Annotated in this window: 17 protein-coding genes; all 17 read left to right on the top strand. The window is 54.0% G+C overall.

The window, feature by feature from the left end:
* The first annotated feature begins 3 nt into the window (after positions 1 to 3).
* The 17 genes from fliM (at position 4) to C9I92_RS03860 (ending at position 17,877) form a co-directional block, all read left to right on the top strand.
* On the top strand, positions 4 to 1,059 hold the full coding sequence (fliM, locus tag C9I92_RS03940) for a flagellar motor switch protein FliM (RefSeq protein WP_047883837.1): 1,056 nt from the start codon (positions 4 to 6) through the stop codon (positions 1,057 to 1,059).
* Positions 1,060 to 1,064: 5 nt separating this feature from the next.
* On the top strand, positions 1,065 to 1,460 hold the full coding sequence (fliN, locus tag C9I92_RS03935; RefSeq protein ID WP_047883836.1) for a flagellar motor switch protein FliN: 396 nt from the start codon (positions 1,065 to 1,067) through the stop codon (positions 1,458 to 1,460).
* Positions 1,460 to 1,900 carry a flagellar biosynthetic protein FliO gene (fliO, locus tag C9I92_RS03930; RefSeq protein ID WP_047883835.1) on the top strand — a complete coding sequence of 147 codons (441 nt, stop codon included), beginning with the start codon at positions 1,460 to 1,462 and terminating at the stop codon, positions 1,898 to 1,900. The genes fliN and fliO overlap by 1 nt, the downstream gene beginning before the upstream one ends.
* On the top strand, positions 1,887 to 2,744 hold the full coding sequence (gene fliP, locus C9I92_RS03925; protein WP_047883834.1) for a flagellar type III secretion system pore protein FliP: 858 nt from the start codon (positions 1,887 to 1,889) through the stop codon (positions 2,742 to 2,744). Before fliO ends, fliP begins: the two co-directional genes overlap by 14 nt.
* Positions 2,741 to 3,010, top strand: a complete 270-nt coding sequence (fliQ, locus tag C9I92_RS03920) for a flagellar biosynthesis protein FliQ (RefSeq protein ID WP_047883833.1) — start codon at positions 2,741 to 2,743, stop codon at positions 3,008 to 3,010. Before fliP ends, fliQ begins: the two co-directional genes overlap by 4 nt.
* Before the next feature lie 12 nt (positions 3,011 to 3,022).
* Positions 3,023 to 3,805, top strand: a complete 783-nt coding sequence (gene fliR / locus C9I92_RS03915; protein WP_047883832.1) for a flagellar biosynthetic protein FliR — start codon at positions 3,023 to 3,025, stop codon at positions 3,803 to 3,805.
* Between the two features lie 81 nt (positions 3,806 to 3,886).
* Positions 3,887 to 5,017, top strand: coding sequence for a flagellar biosynthesis protein FlhB (gene flhB / locus C9I92_RS03910; RefSeq protein ID WP_047883831.1), 1,131 nt, complete (start codon positions 3,887 to 3,889; stop codon positions 5,015 to 5,017).
* Between the two features lie 144 nt (positions 5,018 to 5,161).
* On the top strand, positions 5,162 to 7,261 hold the full coding sequence (gene flhA / locus C9I92_RS03905) for a flagellar biosynthesis protein FlhA (RefSeq protein ID WP_047883830.1): 2,100 nt from the start codon (positions 5,162 to 5,164) through the stop codon (positions 7,259 to 7,261).
* Between the two features lie 104 nt (positions 7,262 to 7,365).
* The gene (gene flhF, locus C9I92_RS03900; RefSeq protein WP_047883829.1) at positions 7,366 to 9,075 is read left to right on the top strand and encodes a flagellar biosynthesis GTPase FlhF; all 1,710 of its coding nucleotides are present in this window, start codon (positions 7,366 to 7,368) and stop codon (positions 9,073 to 9,075) included.
* Positions 9,068 to 9,958: a MinD/ParA family protein gene (locus tag C9I92_RS03895; protein ID WP_047883828.1), complete on the top strand. Its 891-nt coding sequence runs from the start codon at positions 9,068 to 9,070 to the stop codon at positions 9,956 to 9,958. The genes flhF and C9I92_RS03895 overlap by 8 nt, the downstream gene beginning before the upstream one ends.
* Positions 9,959 to 9,962: 4 nt before the next feature.
* Positions 9,963 to 10,673, top strand: coding sequence for an RNA polymerase sigma factor FliA (locus tag C9I92_RS03890; protein ID WP_047883827.1), 711 nt, complete (start codon positions 9,963 to 9,965; stop codon positions 10,671 to 10,673).
* A 53-nt stretch (positions 10,674 to 10,726) separates the two neighbouring features.
* Positions 10,727 to 11,098, top strand: a complete 372-nt coding sequence (cheY, locus tag C9I92_RS03885) for a chemotaxis response regulator CheY (protein WP_047883826.1) — start codon at positions 10,727 to 10,729, stop codon at positions 11,096 to 11,098.
* A 31-nt stretch (positions 11,099 to 11,129) separates the two neighbouring features.
* A complete protein-coding gene (locus C9I92_RS03880) occupies positions 11,130 to 11,849 on the top strand; it encodes a protein phosphatase CheZ (RefSeq protein WP_047883825.1) in 720 nt (239 codons plus the stop codon).
* A 9-nt stretch (positions 11,850 to 11,858) separates the two neighbouring features.
* Complete coding sequence (locus C9I92_RS03875; protein ID WP_047883824.1) at positions 11,859 to 14,282, top strand: chemotaxis protein CheA; 2,424 nt, start codon at positions 11,859 to 11,861, stop codon at positions 14,280 to 14,282.
* Positions 14,283 to 14,512: 230 nt separating this feature from the next.
* Positions 14,513 to 15,715: a protein-glutamate methylesterase/protein-glutamine glutaminase gene (locus C9I92_RS03870; RefSeq protein ID WP_047883823.1), complete on the top strand. Its 1,203-nt coding sequence runs from the start codon at positions 14,513 to 14,515 to the stop codon at positions 15,713 to 15,715.
* A 10-nt stretch (positions 15,716 to 15,725) separates the two neighbouring features.
* Entirely contained in the window at positions 15,726 to 16,505 is a 780-nt protein-coding gene (locus tag C9I92_RS03865; protein ID WP_047883822.1) for a ParA family protein, read from the top strand.
* The gene (locus tag C9I92_RS03860; protein ID WP_047883821.1) at positions 16,495 to 17,877 is read left to right on the top strand and encodes a chemotaxis protein CheW; all 1,383 of its coding nucleotides are present in this window, start codon (positions 16,495 to 16,497) and stop codon (positions 17,875 to 17,877) included. The genes C9I92_RS03865 and C9I92_RS03860 overlap by 11 nt, the downstream gene beginning before the upstream one ends.
* Positions 17,878 to 17,926: the final 49 nt, after the last annotated feature.

Raw genomic sequence — 17,926 nt, 5'->3', positions numbered from 1 at the left:
AAAGTGAGCGATTTATTAACGCAGGATGAAATTGATGCCCTGTTGCACGGGGTCGATGACGTTGATGACGACGATGATGGCCAGGATGAAGCCGGGGTCATCTCGTTTGATTTTTCCTCGCAGGACCGTATTGTCCGCGGGCGGATGCCGACGCTTGAGCTGATCAATGAACGTTTTGCCCGTCATATGCGGATCAGCCTGTTCAACATGCTGCGAAAAACGGCGGAAGTCTCTATTAACGGGGTACAGATGCTCAAGTTTGGTGAGTATCAGAATACCCTGTATGTCCCGACCAGCCTGAATATGGTGCGGTTCCGGCCGCTGAAAGGAACGGCACTGATCACCATGGAGGCCCGGCTGGTTTTCATCCTGGTCGAGAACTTCTTCGGGGGCGACGGCCGTTTTCACGCCAAGATCGAAGGGCGGGAGTTTACCCCGACCGAGCGACGTATCGTACAGATGCTGCTGAAGCTGGTGTTTGAAGACTACCGCGAAGCATGGTCTCCGGTGATGGGGGTGGAGTTCGAATACCTGGACTCTGAAGTGAACCCGACCATGGCCAACATTGTCAGCCCGACGGAAGTGATTGTTGTCAGCTCCTTCCACATTGAAGTTGATGGTGGCGGCGGTGATTTTCATGTCGTGATGCCGTACTCCATGGTCGAGCCAATCCGTGAGTTGCTTGATGCCGGTGTACAAAGTGACAAGATGGATACTGACGTGCGCTGGAGCAAAGCGCTGCGTGACGAAATTATGGATGTACCGGTGAATATGCGGGCCAAGCTGCTGGATGTCGAGCTGACACTGCGCGACCTGATGGAGCTTCAGCCGGGCGATATTATCCCGATTGATATGCCGGAACATGCCACGGTGTTTGTGGAAGACCTGCCAACCTATCGCGCCAAGATGGGGAAATCAGGGGAAAACATCGCCCTCAAAATCACCGAGAAACTGAAACGTCCTGATATGGTGAAGAGCGATCTGGCCTTCCTGGACCGAAATGAATTAGGTACGGCACTGCTGAACCTAGACAGTGACGACAACGATAATGATAGGTAAAAGCCATGTCTCAGAATGATCAACAAATTGCCGATGATTGGGCTGCTGCGCTGGCCGAACAGGCGGGTGCCGAAGATGATGCTCAGCCAGCACCGCTGGAAGAACTGACTGACGAATCGAGACCGATTGGTGACGATGAGCGCCGTAAACTGGATACCATTCTGGATATTCCGGTCACGATTTCGATGGAAGTCGGCCGTACTCAGATCAGCATCCGTAACCTGCTTCAGCTGAACCAGGGGTCGGTTGTGGAATTGGACCGGGTAGCTGGTGAGTCACTGGATGTGATGGTCAACGGGACACTGATTGCTCACGGCGAAGTGGTTGTCGTCAACGACAAGTTCGGTATCCGTCTGACCGACGTGATCAGCCAAACTGAACGCATTAAGAAGCTGCGCTGATGAGTGTGCATCAAAAGCGTTTAGCTCAGGTCGGATTAGGCCTGTGTTATGGGGTAGCTCTGTGTTATGGATTGCTGGGCGCAGGCCCGGCGATGGCTGCAGGTACGGCGCCGGAACTCAATATCGCAACGACCCTGGCTTCCTTGATACTGGTCTTGGTCATTATCGTGTTGTTGGCCTGGTTACTCAAACGCATGAAATTGCCGGGTATGCAGGGTGGTGACCGAACCCTGCGGGTACTGCGTCAGCTACCGGTCGGACAGCGTGAACGCATCGTGCTGCTGCAGGTGGGTGATGAGCAGATGCTGGTGGGAGTGACGCAACAGAATATCTCGATGCTGGGGAAACTGGATACGCCTATCGCAACGGATGAGATGCAGGGGAGTGGCGAGTTTGCCCGTCACCTCAGCAGGCTGTTAAAAAAAGATGAGAAAAAATAATTGGATTGCCGCCGCTCTGGCGGTTTTTTCGCTTTGTTTCGCAATGTTTGTCACACCGATGGCATGGGCAGCGCAAGGCGATACCGGCACGGCTGCCAGTAGTGTCACTGTCAGCGAAATGCAGAGTGAGGCGGGTTCAACCAAGATGGTGCTCAGTAAAGGGGGCGGCAGCGGTATCCCGGCTTTCTCGGTTACGGTTAATCCTGACGGCAGCGAAGATTACTCGGTGACCCTGCAAATTCTGGCTCTGATGACGGCGCTCGGCTTTTTGCCGGCGATCGTCATTCTGATGACCTCGTTTACCCGCATTGTGGTGGTGATGTCGATTCTGCGTCAGGCCATGGGGTTACAACAAACGCCTTCAAATCAGGTCATCATTGGCATTGCTTTGTTTCTGACCTTTTTTATTATGTCGCCAGTGCTGGATCGTATTAATAATGAGGCGGTGCAGCCCTATATCAATGAGCAAATGACCGCGACTGAGGCTTTGCAAGCGGCGCAGGATCCGCTGCGGCAATTCATGCTCAAGCAAACCCGGGTTAAAGATCTGGAAACTTTCGTCAATATGTCAGGCTCTTCGGCCACAGACCCGCAGGAAGTACCGATGACGGTGCTGATCCCGGCTTTTGTGACCTCTGAACTAAAGACCGCTTTTCAGATTGGCTTCATGCTGTTCTTGCCGTTTTTGATCATCGATCTGGTGGTGGCATCGGTGCTGATGGCAATGGGTATGATGATGCTGTCGCCGATGATTGTCTCGCTGCCCTTTAAGCTCATGCTGTTTGTACTGGTGGATGGCTGGAACCTTATTCTGTCGACGCTGGCGGGGAGTTTTGGCACATGACGCCGGAAGCGTTTGTCGAGATATTTCAGGAAGCCCTGTACATGGTGCTGATCATGGTCAGTGCCATTGTGGTGCCGGGGTTGCTGATTGGTCTGGTGGTCGCGGTTTTTCAGGCGGCGACCTCAATCAACGAACAGACCCTGAGTTTTTTGCCGCGTCTGATCGTGACGCTGCTGGCACTCATGCTGTTTGGTCACATGATGACTCAGATGCTGATGGATTATTTCTATCGGATTATCGATCAGATTTCGCAGATACTGTACTGACGGGGCGGGTCGATGCAATTTTCTGCACCTTTGTTGCTTGACTGGATTGCCAACTATTTCTGGCCACTGACCCGCATCTCATCAATGATGATGGCGATGAGTTTTTTCGGTGCCCGATTTGTCTCTCCTAAAATCCGGCTCTATTTGTCACTGACGGTCACTTTCGCGGTGATGCCGATGTTACCCAAAGTACCGGATACGATTGAGCTGTTGTCATTTCAGGGATTCCTGACTGGCGCACAGCAGGTGGTCATCGGTGCCGCGATGGGACTGGTGACCCAGTTTATTACCCAGGTGTTTGTGTTGCTGGGGCAGATTCTTGGTATGCAGTCGAGTATCGGTTTTGCGTCGATGGTGGATCCGGCCAATGGCCAGAATACGCCGGTGCTGGGGCAGTTTTACATGATGCTTTCCATCATGCTGTTTCTGGCTACAGACGGGCATCTGACGATGCTTAATCTGGTGGTCTTGAGCTTCCAGACACTGCCGATTGGCGAGTCGATGCTCCGTCCGCAGGATTATTACGAGCTGGCAGGCTGGTTCGGGCTGATGTTCAAGCTGGGGCTGAATATGTCGCTGGCAGGCATTATTGCCCTGTTGACGGTGAACCTCTCGTTCGGGGTCATGACACGGGCGGCTCCCCAGCTCAATATTTTCTCGCTCGGTTTCTCTTTTGCGCTGTTGCTGGGGCTGCTGATCAGCTGGTTTCTGGTCGCCGGTATTATTCCCCACTATGAACAGACCTGGGAGCTGGGCGTTGATCAAGTCTGTGGCCTGATCCGGATGGAATGTTAGGCCTGTTGCTAACAGCTAACAGTGTTATCACATCATCAAGCCCACTTGGCTGACTTAATACAAAGCCGGAGAAAATAACCCATGGCAGAATCAGACGGTCAGGAACGTACCGAAGACGCCACGCCCCGAAGGCTTGAGCAGGCGCGGGAGAAAGGGCAGGTACCGCGCTCAAGAGAACTGGCGTCTGTTGCTGTTCTCGTTGCGGGGGCCGTCGGGCTGATGTGGTTCGGCGAGTCTCTGGGCAAAAGTCTGGCGGAAATGATGGGGAAAATGTTTACCCTGACCCGCGATGAAGTGTTTGATCTTAATCGATTGTTTGTCGTGATTACCGCCGCGCTGTCGCACGTCGCCTTGCCGCTGTTCCTGGTGCTGGTGTTTCTGTTTTTCGCTGCCGGGATCGGGGCGGCCGGACTGGGGGGGATCAGCTTCTCGATGCAGGCGGCTTCTCCCAAGTTTTCCAAGCTGAGTCCGATAAGCGGGGTCAAGCGGATGTTTGGCAAGCAGAGCCTGGTCGAACTGATCAAATCCATCCTCAAAGTCTCGCTGGTAGCAGGAGTGGCTTACTTTCTGATGCGCGCCAGCCTGGAAGATCTGTTCCAGCTGACGGTCGAGGTGTACCCGCAGAACATGTTTCATGCGCTGGATATTCTGGTGCGCTTTATCCTGCTGATCTGTTGTTCATTACTGATCGTGGTGGCGATTGATGTGCCGTATCAGATTTGGCAGCACAAAGAGCAGTTGAAAATGACCAAGCAGGAAGTCAAGGACGAATACAAGGAAACCGAAGGTAAGCCGGAAGTGAAGGGCCGGATTCGGATGCTGCAACGGGAGATGGCCCAGCGCCGGATGATGGCTGACGTGCCGCAGGCTGATGTCGTTATCACGAACCCGGAGCACTTTTCCGTGGCACTGCGCTATGACCCCAATATTGACACGGCACCGGTGGTGGTAGCCAAAGGCACCGATTTTCTGGCACTGAAAATCCGTGAAATTGCCAATGAACATAAGATCGATATTGTACCGGCGCCGCCGCTGGCCCGGGCGCTCTATCACAGCACGGAGCTGGAGCAACAAATTCCTGACGGGTTGTTCAGCGCTGTCGCCCAGGTGCTGGCGTATATTTTCCAGTTGAAACAATACCGTAAGGGACGCGGTAAAAAACCGACCTTGTCCCGGGAAGCTGCCAATATTCCGGAGGAGTATCGGCACTAAGCGAAAAGTTGCCACTGTCATTTTTTTGACTTAAAAGTGGAATAAATATTGCTAGGTTTGATTGCATTTTAATACGGGCAAGTACCTAACTTGCTCAATTAAAACACGTTTATTCCTTGCGCAACTGAGCAGCTTTCAGACCTGATGAAACTTTCTTTACCTTTTGCTGAGAAATTGCCGTTCGCCCGGCTTCAGTCGATGCCGGCCATTGGCGCGCCGGTGATGGTGCTGGCGACGCTGGCCATGGTGGTGTTGCCGATGCCGCCGCTGCTGCTGGATATGGCATTCTCCTTCAATATTGCACTGGCACTGGTGGTGCTGTTGGTGACCGTTTATACCCGTCGCCCGCTCGATTTCGCCGCGTTTCCGACCGTGCTGCTGATTGCGACCTTGCTCCGGCTGGCGCTGAACGTGGCATCCACCCGGGTCGTGCTGCTGTACGGCCATGAAGGAGAAGGGGCCGCTGGTCAGGTGATCGATGCCTTTGGCTCGGTCGTGATTGGCGGTAACTACGCGGTCGGTCTGGTGGTATTCCTGATCCTGATGATTATCAACTTTATGGTCGTGACCAAAGGTGCTGGTCGTATCTCAGAGGTTAGTGCCCGCTTTACCCTGGATGCATTGCCGGGTAAGCAGATGGCCATTGATGCGGACCTTAATGCCGGATTGATTGATCAGGAGCAGGCGCGCACACGCCGTCAGGAGGTTACCAAAGAAGCGGACTTCTACGGCTCAATGGACGGTGCCTCAAAGTTTGTAAAAGGGGATGCCATCGCCGGTATTCTGATCCTGTTCATCAATATTATCGGTGGTCTGGTCATCGGGATGGGCCAACACGGCCTGGCTTTTGGCGATGCCGTTCAAATCTACAGTTTGCTGACCATTGGTGATGGTCTGGTTGCCCAGATCCCCTCTCTGCTTTTATCGATTGGGGCGGCCATGATGGTCACTCGTCAAAATACCGACGAGGACATGGGCCAGCAAATGATTTTCCAGATGTTCAACAATCCTCAGGCGCTGGTGATTACCGGCGTGATCCTGTTTGTGATGGGGATAGTGCCTGGGATGCCGCATGTTCCTTTTCTGTTGTTGTCAGCCATGATTGGCGGCTTTGCTTACTGGCGTCTTAAGAAAGATCAGGCGGCAGCCAAAGCTGAGGCGGAAGCGCCGGTGCCTGATTTACCGACACAGCAACCCCAGAAAGAATTGTCCTGGGATGACGTTAAACCGATTGATGTGATTGGGCTGGAAGTCGGCTACCGGCTGATTCCGATGGTGGACAAAGATCAGGGTGGCGAGCTGCTGGACCGGGTGAAAGGGGTGCGGAAAAAGCTGTCGCAGGACTTTGGTTTCCTGATCCCGCCGGTTCATATTCGCGATAATCTTGAGCTGCCACCGAATACTTACCGTATCAGTCTGATGGGCGTCGCCTGTGGGGAAGCCCATATTCACCCGAACAAAGAGCTGGCCATTAATCCGGGCCAGGTCTTTGGCCACATCGACGGCGAGGCGACCACGGATCCGGCGTTCGGCCTAGAAGCCGTATGGATCACGGTTTCACAGCGTGAGCATGCTCAGGCACTGGGCTACACCGTGGTGGACTCAGCCACGGTACTGGCGACGCACTTAAGTCAAATCCTGGCCAATAATGCTTCTCAGCTGTTGGGACATGAAGAAGTCCAGAACCTGCTGGAATTGCTGTCCCAGTCAGCACCGAAACTGGTGGAAGGCTTTGTGCCGGATCAATTGTCACTCGGGACTGTTGTGAAAGTGCTGCAGAACCTGCTGCATGAAGGTATTCCAATCCGTGATATTCGGACGATTACTCAGACTCTGTCGGAGTACGCCGTGAAGAGTCAAGATCCTGACATCTTGACCGCAGCAGTCCGAATCAGCCTGAAACGACTAATTTGTCAGGAAATCAATGGTATAGAGCCTGAGTTGCCAGTGATTACTTTGGTTCCTGAGTTGGAACAGATATTGCATCAGACGATGCAATCTGCCGGTGGTGAGTCTGCCGGTATTGAGCCTGGACTGGCTGAACGTCTGCAGCGTTCGCTGACAGAAGCGACCCAGCAGCAAGAACTGAAAGGGGAGCCAGCGGTATTGCTGACCTCCGGAGTTCTGCGTTCGACATTGGCGAAATTTGTGAAAAATACCATTCCTTCCCTGCGGGTGCTTTCCTACCAGGAAGTTCCGGATGAGAAACAGATTCGTATTGTCAGTGCCGTTGGAAATCAGTGATGAATCTTGACCCGTACCGGTTATTACTGGGCGGGAACCCGACAAGGAATGTCTGAGGCATGGCAGGAGCCATGACGATAGCACGATAAAGCGGGAATATCAGATTGAAAATAAAACGTTTTTTTGCAAAAGATATGCGCGCCGCCCTGAGCCAGGTTAAGGAAGAGCTCGGGGCTGATGCCGTGATCATGTCCAACAAAAAAGTGACGGGCGGGGTTGAGATTGTGGCAGCCGTGGATACGGATGTGCCAAACGAGCCTTCACCGGAAGCGATTCAGAGCCGTAATGCATTGGCTGAGCGACTGGGTCAGGCTAAACGCAAGCTGGCTGAAGATAAAGTGCAGTTGCAGCAGCCGTCATCCCGCTTTGCCAATGTGCTCAACAGCTATGCTGGTGGTGAATCGGCTGGCGACAGCGGTGATGAGATGCAAAGTGAAGTGGATTCTCTGTCCGCTTTGCTGCATCGGCAGTCCAAGCAGCAGGCCGGTTCCCGTGACGCGTATTCAGGTCAGAACTCGCAGCAGAGCGGCTCGTCATCCTTCCGTCAGGGTTACGGCGATGACGCCCAGGCTCGCCGCATGAACGGCTTTCCGGCCAATGATCGTCGGAAGTCAGAGCCGGGGCAGATGGCGCGTGGCCTTAACCGTGCGAATAACCGCCGCGATACCAATCACCACGAAGGGCATCGTCAAGACAGTCATCAGGGCTATCAACCGCGCCATGCACTGGATATCGGCGAGTACCGCCGTCCTGACGCTCGTGGTTATGACCCCCTGAGCGGCCAGCGTCAGAAGAACAGCTATTCATCCGCGCCGAAAAAAGGCAATCGTCTGGATCCGACCCGGTATGACCCGAAAGCCAGCCAGTACGAACAGGATGAGATGGAATCAATGCGCAGCGAGCTGGCGACCATCCGACGTCTGCTGGAGCATCAGGTCTCCGGTCTGATGTGGCAGGAGGTTGAGCGCCGTGAACCGATGCGGGCGATGATGATCAAGCGGCTGGAAAAAATGGGCTTGTCACCTGAATTGTCAGATCAGCTGGCCTGTTACATCCCGGAAGACGTGCCTGCTAATGAAGCCTGGCCAGCGCTACTGGAGTTGCTGTCGGATCAAATTATTACCACCGACGACTGTATTCTGGAAACCGGTGGGGTGGTTGCCCTGCTGGGCCCGACCGGCGTCGGCAAAACCACGACGATAGCCAAACTGGCCGCCCGCGCGGCAATGGAGTTTGGTCCGGATCAGATCGCGCTGGTTACGACAGACACATTCCGGATCGGTGCCCACGAACAGCTGGCGACGTACGGACGCATTATGGGGTGTCCGGTACGCGTGGCTAAAGATGCCGAGGAACTGGCCGATATACTTCATCAGTTACGTCATCGCCGCCTGGTTCTGCTGGATACCGCAGGCATGGGACAGCGTGATATCCGTCTGTCAGAGCAGTTGGATACCCTGATGCACAACAGCGGTTCGCAAATTCGCAGTTTCCTGGTGCTACCGGCCACCGCACAGCGTCGGGTGCTTCACGAAACGATTGAACATTTCCGGCGTATTCCGTTGTCAGGCTGCGTACTGACCAAGCTGGACGAATCACTGAGCCTCGGTGAAGTCATCTGTATGGCGATTCAGCATGCGCTGCCGATTGCCTACCTGGCAGACGGCCAGCGGGTACCGGAAGATATTAAGGTCGCAACAGGCAATTACCTGGTTGCACGGGCAAATGAACTACTAGAACAAGAGTTAAGCCAGCAATCCCACTTTTGGACGAGTGACAGCTCCGAGAATCTGGCGGCGGACTTTTATGATTGAGAACAGCATGTACGATCAAGCGAGCGGTTTACGCCGTATGACACAGTTAACCTCTACCAAAGTCATTACAGTTACTGGCGGTAAAGGGGGAGTAGGCAAAACCAATGTCACTCTGAACATGGCAATTGCGATGGCCCGTCAGGGTAAGCGCGTCATGGTGCTGGACGCCGACCTCGGGTTGGCAAACGTGGACGTTATGCTGGGATTGCGTGCCGTACGAAATTTGTCCCACGTACTGGCCGGTGTCTGCGACCTGAAAGACATCATCGTTGAAGGCCCGTACGGGGTGAAAATTGTCCCGGCTTCTTCCGGAACACAAACCATGGCAGAGCTGACTCCGGCTCAGCACACCGGATTGATTCGGGCGTTCAGTACCTTGGAAGATGACATTGATGTGCTGCTGATTGATACCGCAGCCGGTATTTCCGACATGGTACTGAGTTTCTCTCGGGCCGCGCAGGATGTGCTGGTGGTGGTATGCGATGAGCCTACGTCGATTACCGATGCCTACGCCCTGATTAAGATTCTCAGCCGCGAATACGATGTCCAGCGCTTCAAAATTGTGGCGAATATGGTCCGCAGTTACCGTGAAGGGCGCGATCTGTTTGCCAAACTGACCCGGGTGTCGGAGCGTTTTCTGCGTGCGAACCTGGAGCTGGTAGCTTGTATCCCACTTGACGATCGGGTGCGTCAGGCCGTGAAACGTCAGAAGGTGGTCGTGGAAGCCTTTCCGCGCAGCCCGGCGGCGCTGGCCTTTACCTCATTGTCAAACAAAGCCCTGAGCTGGCCGGTTCCGGCATGCCCGGGCGGACACGTTGAGTTCTTTGTTGAAAAGCTACTGATCCGAAGCTCACGTCAAGAGGTGCCGCTCAGTGAATCCTAAGGCAATGCCATATGGCCAGTATCAGCAGAGCCCGCATGCCTTTATTGAGCGCTATTCGCCGTTGGTGAAACGCATTGCCCACCATTTGATGGGGCGCCTGCCCCCGAATGTACAGCTGGAAGACCTGATTCAGGCCGGCATGATAGGCCTGCTGGAAGCCCAGCAGAACTATGACCCGACCAAAGGCGCGAGTTTCGAAACGTTCGCCGGGATCCGGATTCGCGGGGCCATGCTAGACGACATTCGTCGCGGCGATTGGGTACCACGCTCTGTGTACAAAAACAGCCGGCGAATCAGCGAAGCGATAGCGGCGCTGGAAGGGGAACTGCGGCGGGACCCCAATGATCAGGAGATTGCCGCATATCTCGAAATGACACTCGAACAGTACCACCAGGCTTTAAATGATGTTAATTGTGGTCGCCTGATAGGGATGGAAGACCTCGGGGTCTCCGAAGATGCGGTGGCGAATGAGGAATCTCTAGAAGAAAATCTTCCCTTTCAGGGGGTTGTAGATGATAATTTTCGTCAGTCACTGGTGGAAGCCATCAAAAGCCTGCCTGAGAGAGAAGCCTTGGTCCTTTCTCTTTACTATGACGAGGAACTCAACCTCAAAGAGATTGGCGCTGTGATAGGGGTCAGTGAATCCCGCGTTTGCCAGATTCATAGTCAGGCAATGCAACGTTTGAGGTCCAAGCTACGCGCGTGGACCACGTAATAACCATTTGAGACAACACTGTGACCTCAGTGGAGGCAACTTTGAATAAAAACATGAAAATCCTCATTGTCGACGATTTTTCGACAATGCGCCGTATCGTAAAGAATTTGCTGCGTGACCTGGGCTTTAACAACACCCAGGAGGCGGATGATGGATTGACTGCGCTACCGATGCTGAAAAAAGGTGGCTTTGACTTTGTCGTGACCGACTGGAATATGCCGGGCATGCAGGGAATTGACCTGCTGAAACATATCCGTGCCGATGCTGAACTGAAGCATTTGCCGGTACTGATGATCACGGCGGAAGCCAAGCGCGAACAGATCATTGAAGCCGCTCAGGCGGGTGTGAATGGTTACATCGTTAAGCCATTTACTGCTGCAACACTGAAAGAGAAATTGGAAAAAATCTTCGAACGTATGCAGTAATCGTGTCGTGCGCTAAAGGATAATTACAATAATGATTACACTTGATCAGGCAAAACAGCTTGTCAGCCTGCTTGAACAGGGTAACCAGGAAGACGCGAATGCGCTGCTGAACCGTTTGGTAGCTGATAATCGCGATCCGGTTTACGCTGAAGTCGGCAAACTGACACGTCAGTTGCACGATTCGCTGGCAAATTTCCGCCTTGATCCCCGCATTAATGACTTAGCAAAAACGGAAATCCCCGATGCCCGTGATCGACTGACCTTTGTCATCGATAAAACGGAGCAGGCGGCAAACAAAACCATGGATGCCGTTGACAGCATTCAGCCGTTGGCGGAACGGCTGGGGGACACCTTACAACAGGTACATCCACGATGGCAGCGCCTGATGGGCGGGCAGATTGCATTGGCTGAATTTAAGTCGCTCTGCCACGATATCGACGGTTTGCTCACTCAGGTCGAGAGTGACAGCACCATTCTGCGCAGCCAACTCACAGAAATTCTTATGGCTCAGGATTTCCAGGATCTGACCGGGCAGATTATTCGCCGGGTTATTGAACTGGTTCACGAAGTTGAAGACCAGCTGGTTGAAATTCTTAAAGCTTTTGACATGGAAAGCGAAGACAGAACAGAGGCACTACGCGAAGCTCGCAAGCTTTCGCCGGAAGGCCCGATTGTCAACAGCGAAGTCCGTGAGGATGTAATGTCTAGCCAGGACGATGTCGACGACCTGCTATCGAGCCTAGGATTTTAGGGGAATGATATGAGCTTTGATTTAGACGAAGATATCCTGCAGGACTTTTTGATTGAAGCCGGGGAAATCCTGGAGCTGCTGTCTGAGCAGCTGGTTGAGCTGGAGCGGAGTCCGGAGGATACGGATCTGCTCAATGCGATTTTCCGCGGATTCCATACCGTGAAAGGTGGCGCTGGCTTCCTGTCTCTGACTGAGCTGGTTGAAGCGTGTCACGGGGCTGAGAATATCTTCGACTTGCTGCGCACAGGGAAGCGCAGTGTGACGCCTGAGCTGATGGACGTGATCCTTGAAGCACTCGATACCATTAACGTGATGTTTGGTCAGGTGCAGGATCGCGAGCCGATTGACCCTGCTGATCCGGCCTTGCTGGACTCGCTGCACCGTTTCAGTCAGCCACCGACAGCTGAAGAGCTGGCACAGGCGGCGGCACCAGTTGAACAACCGGCTCCAGTTGTTGAAGACATCCCGGTAATGGCACCGGAAGCGTCTGTTGTTCAAGCGGTCGTTCAGCCTGACAGCCAGTCAGTGATGCCGTCCGGCCCGCAAGGTGGGAGCGAGAATACTTCTGCTATTGCCGGTAACTCGGTGGACGACATTACCCAGGACGAGTTTGAGCGTCTACTTGATGAACTCCATGGCGTGGGTTGTGGCCCGTCTGTCGATACCAGCCCGGCCAACAACGCAGTGGCTGATGCGGGCAAGGATATTGTCAGCCAGATTCAGTCTGACAGCGGAGATATCACCGACGATGAATTTGAGCGCCTGCTGGATGAGTTGCACGGCGTCGGTAAAGGCCCTGGCAACAGTGAATTTTCAGCTAGTGCTGACACGGCTGCCTCGCTGTCTCCGCAGGGTCATCCATCCGCGACTCTGGCGGCTAACGCTGCTGCAACTAGCGGTTCAGTACAGACACCACACAGTGCGTCTGGCATGGCATCAGGCAATGCCGATGACCTGATGACCGACGATGAATTTGAACGTTTGTTGGATGAGCTGCACGGTGTGGGCAAAGGCCCGACGGCGGAAGAGCTGGAAATGGCAACTAAGCCCGTCGCTCAGATGATTGAGGAAAGCCACACTTCCGCTACTGAGCCTGCGGAGGCGGTGAATTCTGCGCCGAACCCGGCACAGAGCTCAGTACAGGACTTCGCTCAAAATAATGCGGCTCCGGTGGCTGTTGCACGCGCTGCCACGGCAGAAAAACCGGCGGTTGCTGAAACCCGAATGGCGAAGCCTGCTGCGGGTGCCAAAGAGAAAGCTAAATCGTCTGATGCCACGGTTCGGGTAGATACCTCGACCCTGGATACCATCATGAACATGGTTGGTGAGCTGGTGCTGGTACGTAACCGCTTGGTCAGTCTGGGGCTGAACAGCAACGACGAAGAAATGTCGAAAGCGGTCGCGAACCTGGATGTGGTTACTGCGGATCTGCAGGGCGCAGTCATGAAAACCCGTATGCAGCCGATCAAAAAAGTCTTTGGTCGCTTCCCGCGGGTGGTACGGGATTTAGCCCGAAGCCTGAAAAAAGAAATCGTGCTTGAAATGCGCGGTGAAGAAACGGATCTGGATAAAAACCTGGTGGAGGCGCTGGCCGACCCATTGATTCACCTGGTGCGTAACTCGGTGGATCATGGTATTGAAATGCCGGATGTCCGTGAAAAAGCCGGTAAACCGCGAATCGGTACCGTGCTGCTGGCGGCCTCGCAGGAAGGGGATCACATTCTGCTGACCATCGAAGACGATGGGGGCGGTATGGATCCGGATAAGCTACGCGCCATCGCTGTTGAGCGGGGCGTGATGGATACCGATGCAGCCTCGCGTCTGACCGATACTGAATGCTACAACCTGATTTTTGCCCCGGGGTTCTCGACCAAGAAAGAGATTTCCGATATCTCCGGCCGTGGTGTAGGGATGGATGTGGTGAAAACCGGTATCAGCCAGCTTAACGGCTCGATCAGTATTGATTCGGCGATGGGCAAAGGCACTCGTATTGACATCAAGGTGCCGTTGACGCTGGCCATTCTGCCAACCTTGATGGTCGGCGTGGCGAATCAGCCGTTTGCGCTACCGCTGGCAAGCGTGAATGAAATTTTTCATCTGGATCTGCGTAAGACTAATACGGTCGATGGCCAGCTCACCATTATCGTGCGTGATAAAGCCATTCCGCTGTTTTACCTACAGGACTGGTTATCCGGTGCCGGTGCACCAACGCGCGAGCGTGACCACGGCCATGTGGTGATTGTACAGATTGGTCACCAGCGTATCGGTTTTGTAGTGGATACCCTGATTGGTCAGGAAGAAGTCGTGATCAAGCCGCTTGACGAACTGCTGCAAGGAACGCCGGGAATGGCCGGTGCAACCATTACCAGTGATGGCCACATTGCCCTCATTTTGGATGTGCCAAACCTGCTCAAGCACTATGCCAGTCGTTAAGTTACAGGTCTGACAAAGCGGCGCTAGCCGGAGCGAAAAACAGGGGAAGTAACATTTTTCACTGTCCTCCGGCCAGCGACCAGCCAGGGGCTTTGCCAGACAGGCAGGGGCAAATCGACAGGATTGTGCTCTAGCTCGTTTGGTAAGGCCCTTCATTTTTAAAATAAAGAATTCACAGAGTAACCCTGTTTTATCAGGTGCTAGGTATCTCAACGGGATGAACGCATAACATGGCAGTCAAAGTATTGGTGGTGGATGACTCCAGTTTCTTCCGCCGTCGTGTCAGTGAAATACTCAACGCGGATCCGCGTCTGGAAGTAATTGGTAATGCAGTGAACGGCAAAGAAGCCGTTGAAATGACGCGTCAGCTTCAGCCGGATGTGATCACCATGGACATTGAAATGCCGGTGATGGACGGTATTACCGCGGTGCGCGAAATCATGAAAGTGGCACCAACGCCGATTCTGATGTTCTCCTCTTTGACCCATGAAGGTGCTAAGGCGACACTGGATGCATTGGATGCCGGTGCGCTTGATTTCCTGCCGAAAAAATTTGAAGACATCGCCCGTAACCGCGATGAGGCGGTTGCTCTGTTGCAAAAACGGGTTATTGAGATTGCCCGCAAGCGGATGTTCATGCGCCGCGCGGTGCGTACTCCGCTGACGGGAGGACAGGCGTCTGCACCGTCCTCTGTATCCGGAGCCTCGTTGAACCGTGACGCTGTGCGTGCCGGTAGTCAGCGAATGGCGCCGACCCACAGTCATACCTCAGAACCGGTAACCGCAAATTCCTTTCGCCAGACGACACCGGTGCGTCCGGCCGCCAAGCCCCCGGTACGATTTAAAGCCAGTGGGAAGAAATACCAGTTGATGGCCATCGGCACATCCACCGGTGGACCCGTTGCACTACAGAAAGTCCTGACAAAATTACCGGCTAACTTCCCGTACCCGATTGTTTTAGTGCAGCACATGCCTGCCACGTTTACTGCCGCGTTTGCAGCCCGTCTTAACAACCTTTGCAAAATTGGCGTCAAGGAAGCGGAAGACGGCGATACCTTGAAACCGGGAATGGCGTATCTGGCACCGGGCGGCATGCAGATGATGGTCGAAGGTCGTCCGGGGGCTGCGCGTCTGCGTATTCTGGATGGCGGTGACCGAATGAATTACAAACCGTGTGTGGATGTCACATTTGGGTCGGCAGCCAAGGTCTATCACGACAAAGTGTTGTCGATGGTGCTGACTGGGATGGGCGCCGACGGGCGCGAAGGTGCCCGCATGCTGAAAAACAACGGCTCGACCGTCTGGGCTCAGGATGAAGAAAGCTGCGTAGTCTACGGGATGCCGCAAGCTGTCGCTAAAGCCGGTATTTCCAGCGAAGATCTGCCACTTGACCGAATTGCAGAGCGCATTTTGGTCGAGCTGAATATGGCATAGGGAGCGGTCTGTGATTGTCTGGAGTATTGCTAACCAGAAAGGCGGCGTCGGCAAAACCACAACAACGGTAACGCTGGCGGGTCTGCTGTGTGAGCGCAATAAGCGGGTGCTGCTGGTGGATACAGACCCCCACGCCTCGCTGTCGACCTACCTGAATCTCGATGTCGACCGGGTATCGACCAGCCTGTTTGATTTATTTCAGCTCACGGATATCCGCCGCGATACGGTACGGACGGTTATCCAGCGTACGCCGTTTAAGCATCTGGATATCATTCCGGCCCATATGTCCCTAGCGACGCTGGATCGGGTCATGGGAAACCGCAGTGGAATGGGCTTGATCCTGAAAAAAGCCCTGCACTGTCTGGCAGATGACTACGATTATGTGCTGATTGATTGCCCGCCTATTCTGGGGGTCATGATGGTCAATGCCTTGGCGGCCAGCGATCGTATTCTGATTCCGGTACAGACGGAATTTCTGGCGATGAAAGGGTTGGAGCGCATGATGCGAACACTGCAGATTATGCAAAAGTCGCGTCCGGATGGTTTCAAAGTCACCATTGTACCAACCATGTACGACAAACGTACCCGGGCCTCTTTGCAAACCCTGCAGGAGCTGAAGCTGCGTTTCCCTGATCAGGTCTGGGCATCCGCGGTGCCGATTGACACCAAATTCCGTGATGCCAGTATAAAGCACATGCCGCCTTCACTGTTTTCCCGCAACTGCCGGGGCGTGTTTGCGTATAAAACCTTATTGAATTACCTGGAGCGATTGCAACAGGATGAGCGATAGTAACCGTTTGTCCAGCCAGCAGGCGCTGGATGACTATTTTTTTGATTTGCTGGTTGAACCTGAACCTGAACCTGAACCTGTGCCTGAAACTGAAACTGAAACAGAAACAGAAACAGAAACAGGCTCAGCGGCAGATAGCAGTGCCCACGTGGCCAGTGTTCCGGTCGCCGCCGAGACCCCGATTGCGGGTGACGATGAGCCGGAGCCTGAAAACACCCTGGAGGATCCCAGGCCTGATGACGGAGCATTACCTCCGCTTGCTGGGGATCTGACAGCAGAAACATCGGAGGCCATTTCGGCGGCACCGTTTGATTTTTCCTCGCTGGAGAGTCCGTCTGAAGAAGCGGCTGATGCAGTGATGGGGGACATGCCGTGGTGGAGTGAACAAACGTCGCAATCGGCACCCCAATCGCCCCAATTGTCTCCGGCTCGCCAGGTGAGTGCCGATAGGCCGAACGACTGGATTGCTCAGGCACCAGAAGCACAACCGGTCGCCCTGGAAAATGTTCAGCGTCTGCTGGATCAGGTCAGCCGCTTATCGACGCAGATGCCGACGCCAACCGACACTGCGGTTGCGGTACCTGAGCCCGATAGCGGTGTCATGAATGCCGCGCCAGAACTGGATGCGGACTGGCAGGCCGTGATGGCTCATGAGGAGATGGCCCATAAAGCGATGGCTCACAAAGCCGTGCAGACAGAATTTGCGACAGAAACGTTAGTTTTGTCGGAAGTACAGCTTTCTGAACAGCTGCCTTCCGAGGTACAGGAACTAGAGCCTTCGGAAGTGTTGCCAGCGGCAAAATCGTTGCAAGAAAACACGGTGGACCAGCCAGAACCGGAGTCAGGCCTAACTGCTGCACCGGAAACGCAGACGGGCGTTGCCCCGCCGGATGACTGGAATCAGCAAAAGAGTCTGGGTAATGAATTTCAGGCGCTGTTTTTTGAAGTCAATGGCGTCACGTTTGCGGTGCCTTTGACAGAACTGGGCGGTATCCATCAGCTGGGCGATTTGAATCATCTGCTTGGCCGGCCACCTTGGTACCTGGGGTTGATGAGTACGCGTGAGCAGCAACTGGATGTGGTTGATACTGCCCGTTGGGCAATGGCTGAAAAGCTGACGGATGATGACCACCGCGAAGGGTACCGATACGTTGTCCTTCTGGGGGAAAGTAAATGGGGCCTGGCATGTAATGCGCTGCTGGGAACCGAAGCCTTGCCGACCGGCAGTGTGCGCTGGCGGGAGAAAGCCGGTAAACGCCCCTGGCTGGCCGGTATGGTGAAAGAAAAAATGTGTGCGCTAATTCATGTTAGCGAACTAATCTCTATGCTAAACGCGGGATTAGATGTTAATACCAAGCTAGGGCAGCCCTGAAAGAGGCTGGTCTGGTAAGGACAATGTTAAAGCTGCAAAATGAGGAAAC

Origin of the sequence: Photobacterium ganghwense (assembly GCF_003025595.1) — a bacterium.
Taxonomy (GTDB): domain Bacteria; phylum Pseudomonadota; class Gammaproteobacteria; order Enterobacterales; family Vibrionaceae; genus Photobacterium; species Photobacterium ganghwense.
Note: the sequence above shows the minus strand (reverse complement) of the source record. Positions and strands in the feature narration are given on the sequence as shown.

Coding starts and splice junctions, on each gene's coding strand:
- C9I92_RS03895 (WP_047883828.1), top strand. CDS start 9,068: ATGATTGAGAACAGCATGTACGATCAAGCGAGCGGTTTACGCCGTATG.
- C9I92_RS03875 (WP_047883824.1), top strand. CDS start 11,859: ATGAGCTTTGATTTAGACGAAGATATCCTGCAGGACTTTTTGATTGAA.
- flhB (WP_047883831.1), top strand. CDS start 3,887: ATGGCAGAATCAGACGGTCAGGAACGTACCGAAGACGCCACGCCCCGA.
- fliP (WP_047883834.1), top strand. CDS start 1,887: ATGAGAAAAAATAATTGGATTGCCGCCGCTCTGGCGGTTTTTTCGCTT.
- C9I92_RS03890 (WP_047883827.1), top strand. CDS start 9,963: ATGCCATATGGCCAGTATCAGCAGAGCCCGCATGCCTTTATTGAGCGC.
- fliR (WP_047883832.1), top strand. CDS start 3,023: ATGCAATTTTCTGCACCTTTGTTGCTTGACTGGATTGCCAACTATTTC.
- C9I92_RS03880 (WP_047883825.1), top strand. CDS start 11,130: ATGATTACACTTGATCAGGCAAAACAGCTTGTCAGCCTGCTTGAACAG.
- C9I92_RS03870 (WP_047883823.1), top strand. CDS start 14,513: ATGGCAGTCAAAGTATTGGTGGTGGATGACTCCAGTTTCTTCCGCCGT.
- fliQ (WP_047883833.1), top strand. CDS start 2,741: ATGACGCCGGAAGCGTTTGTCGAGATATTTCAGGAAGCCCTGTACATG.
- fliN (WP_047883836.1), top strand. CDS start 1,065: ATGTCTCAGAATGATCAACAAATTGCCGATGATTGGGCTGCTGCGCTG.
- C9I92_RS03860 (WP_047883821.1), top strand. CDS start 16,495: ATGAGCGATAGTAACCGTTTGTCCAGCCAGCAGGCGCTGGATGACTAT.
- fliO (WP_047883835.1), top strand. CDS start 1,460: ATGAGTGTGCATCAAAAGCGTTTAGCTCAGGTCGGATTAGGCCTGTGT.
- flhA (WP_047883830.1), top strand. CDS start 5,162: ATGAAACTTTCTTTACCTTTTGCTGAGAAATTGCCGTTCGCCCGGCTT.
- cheY (WP_047883826.1), top strand. CDS start 10,727: ATGAAAATCCTCATTGTCGACGATTTTTCGACAATGCGCCGTATCGTA.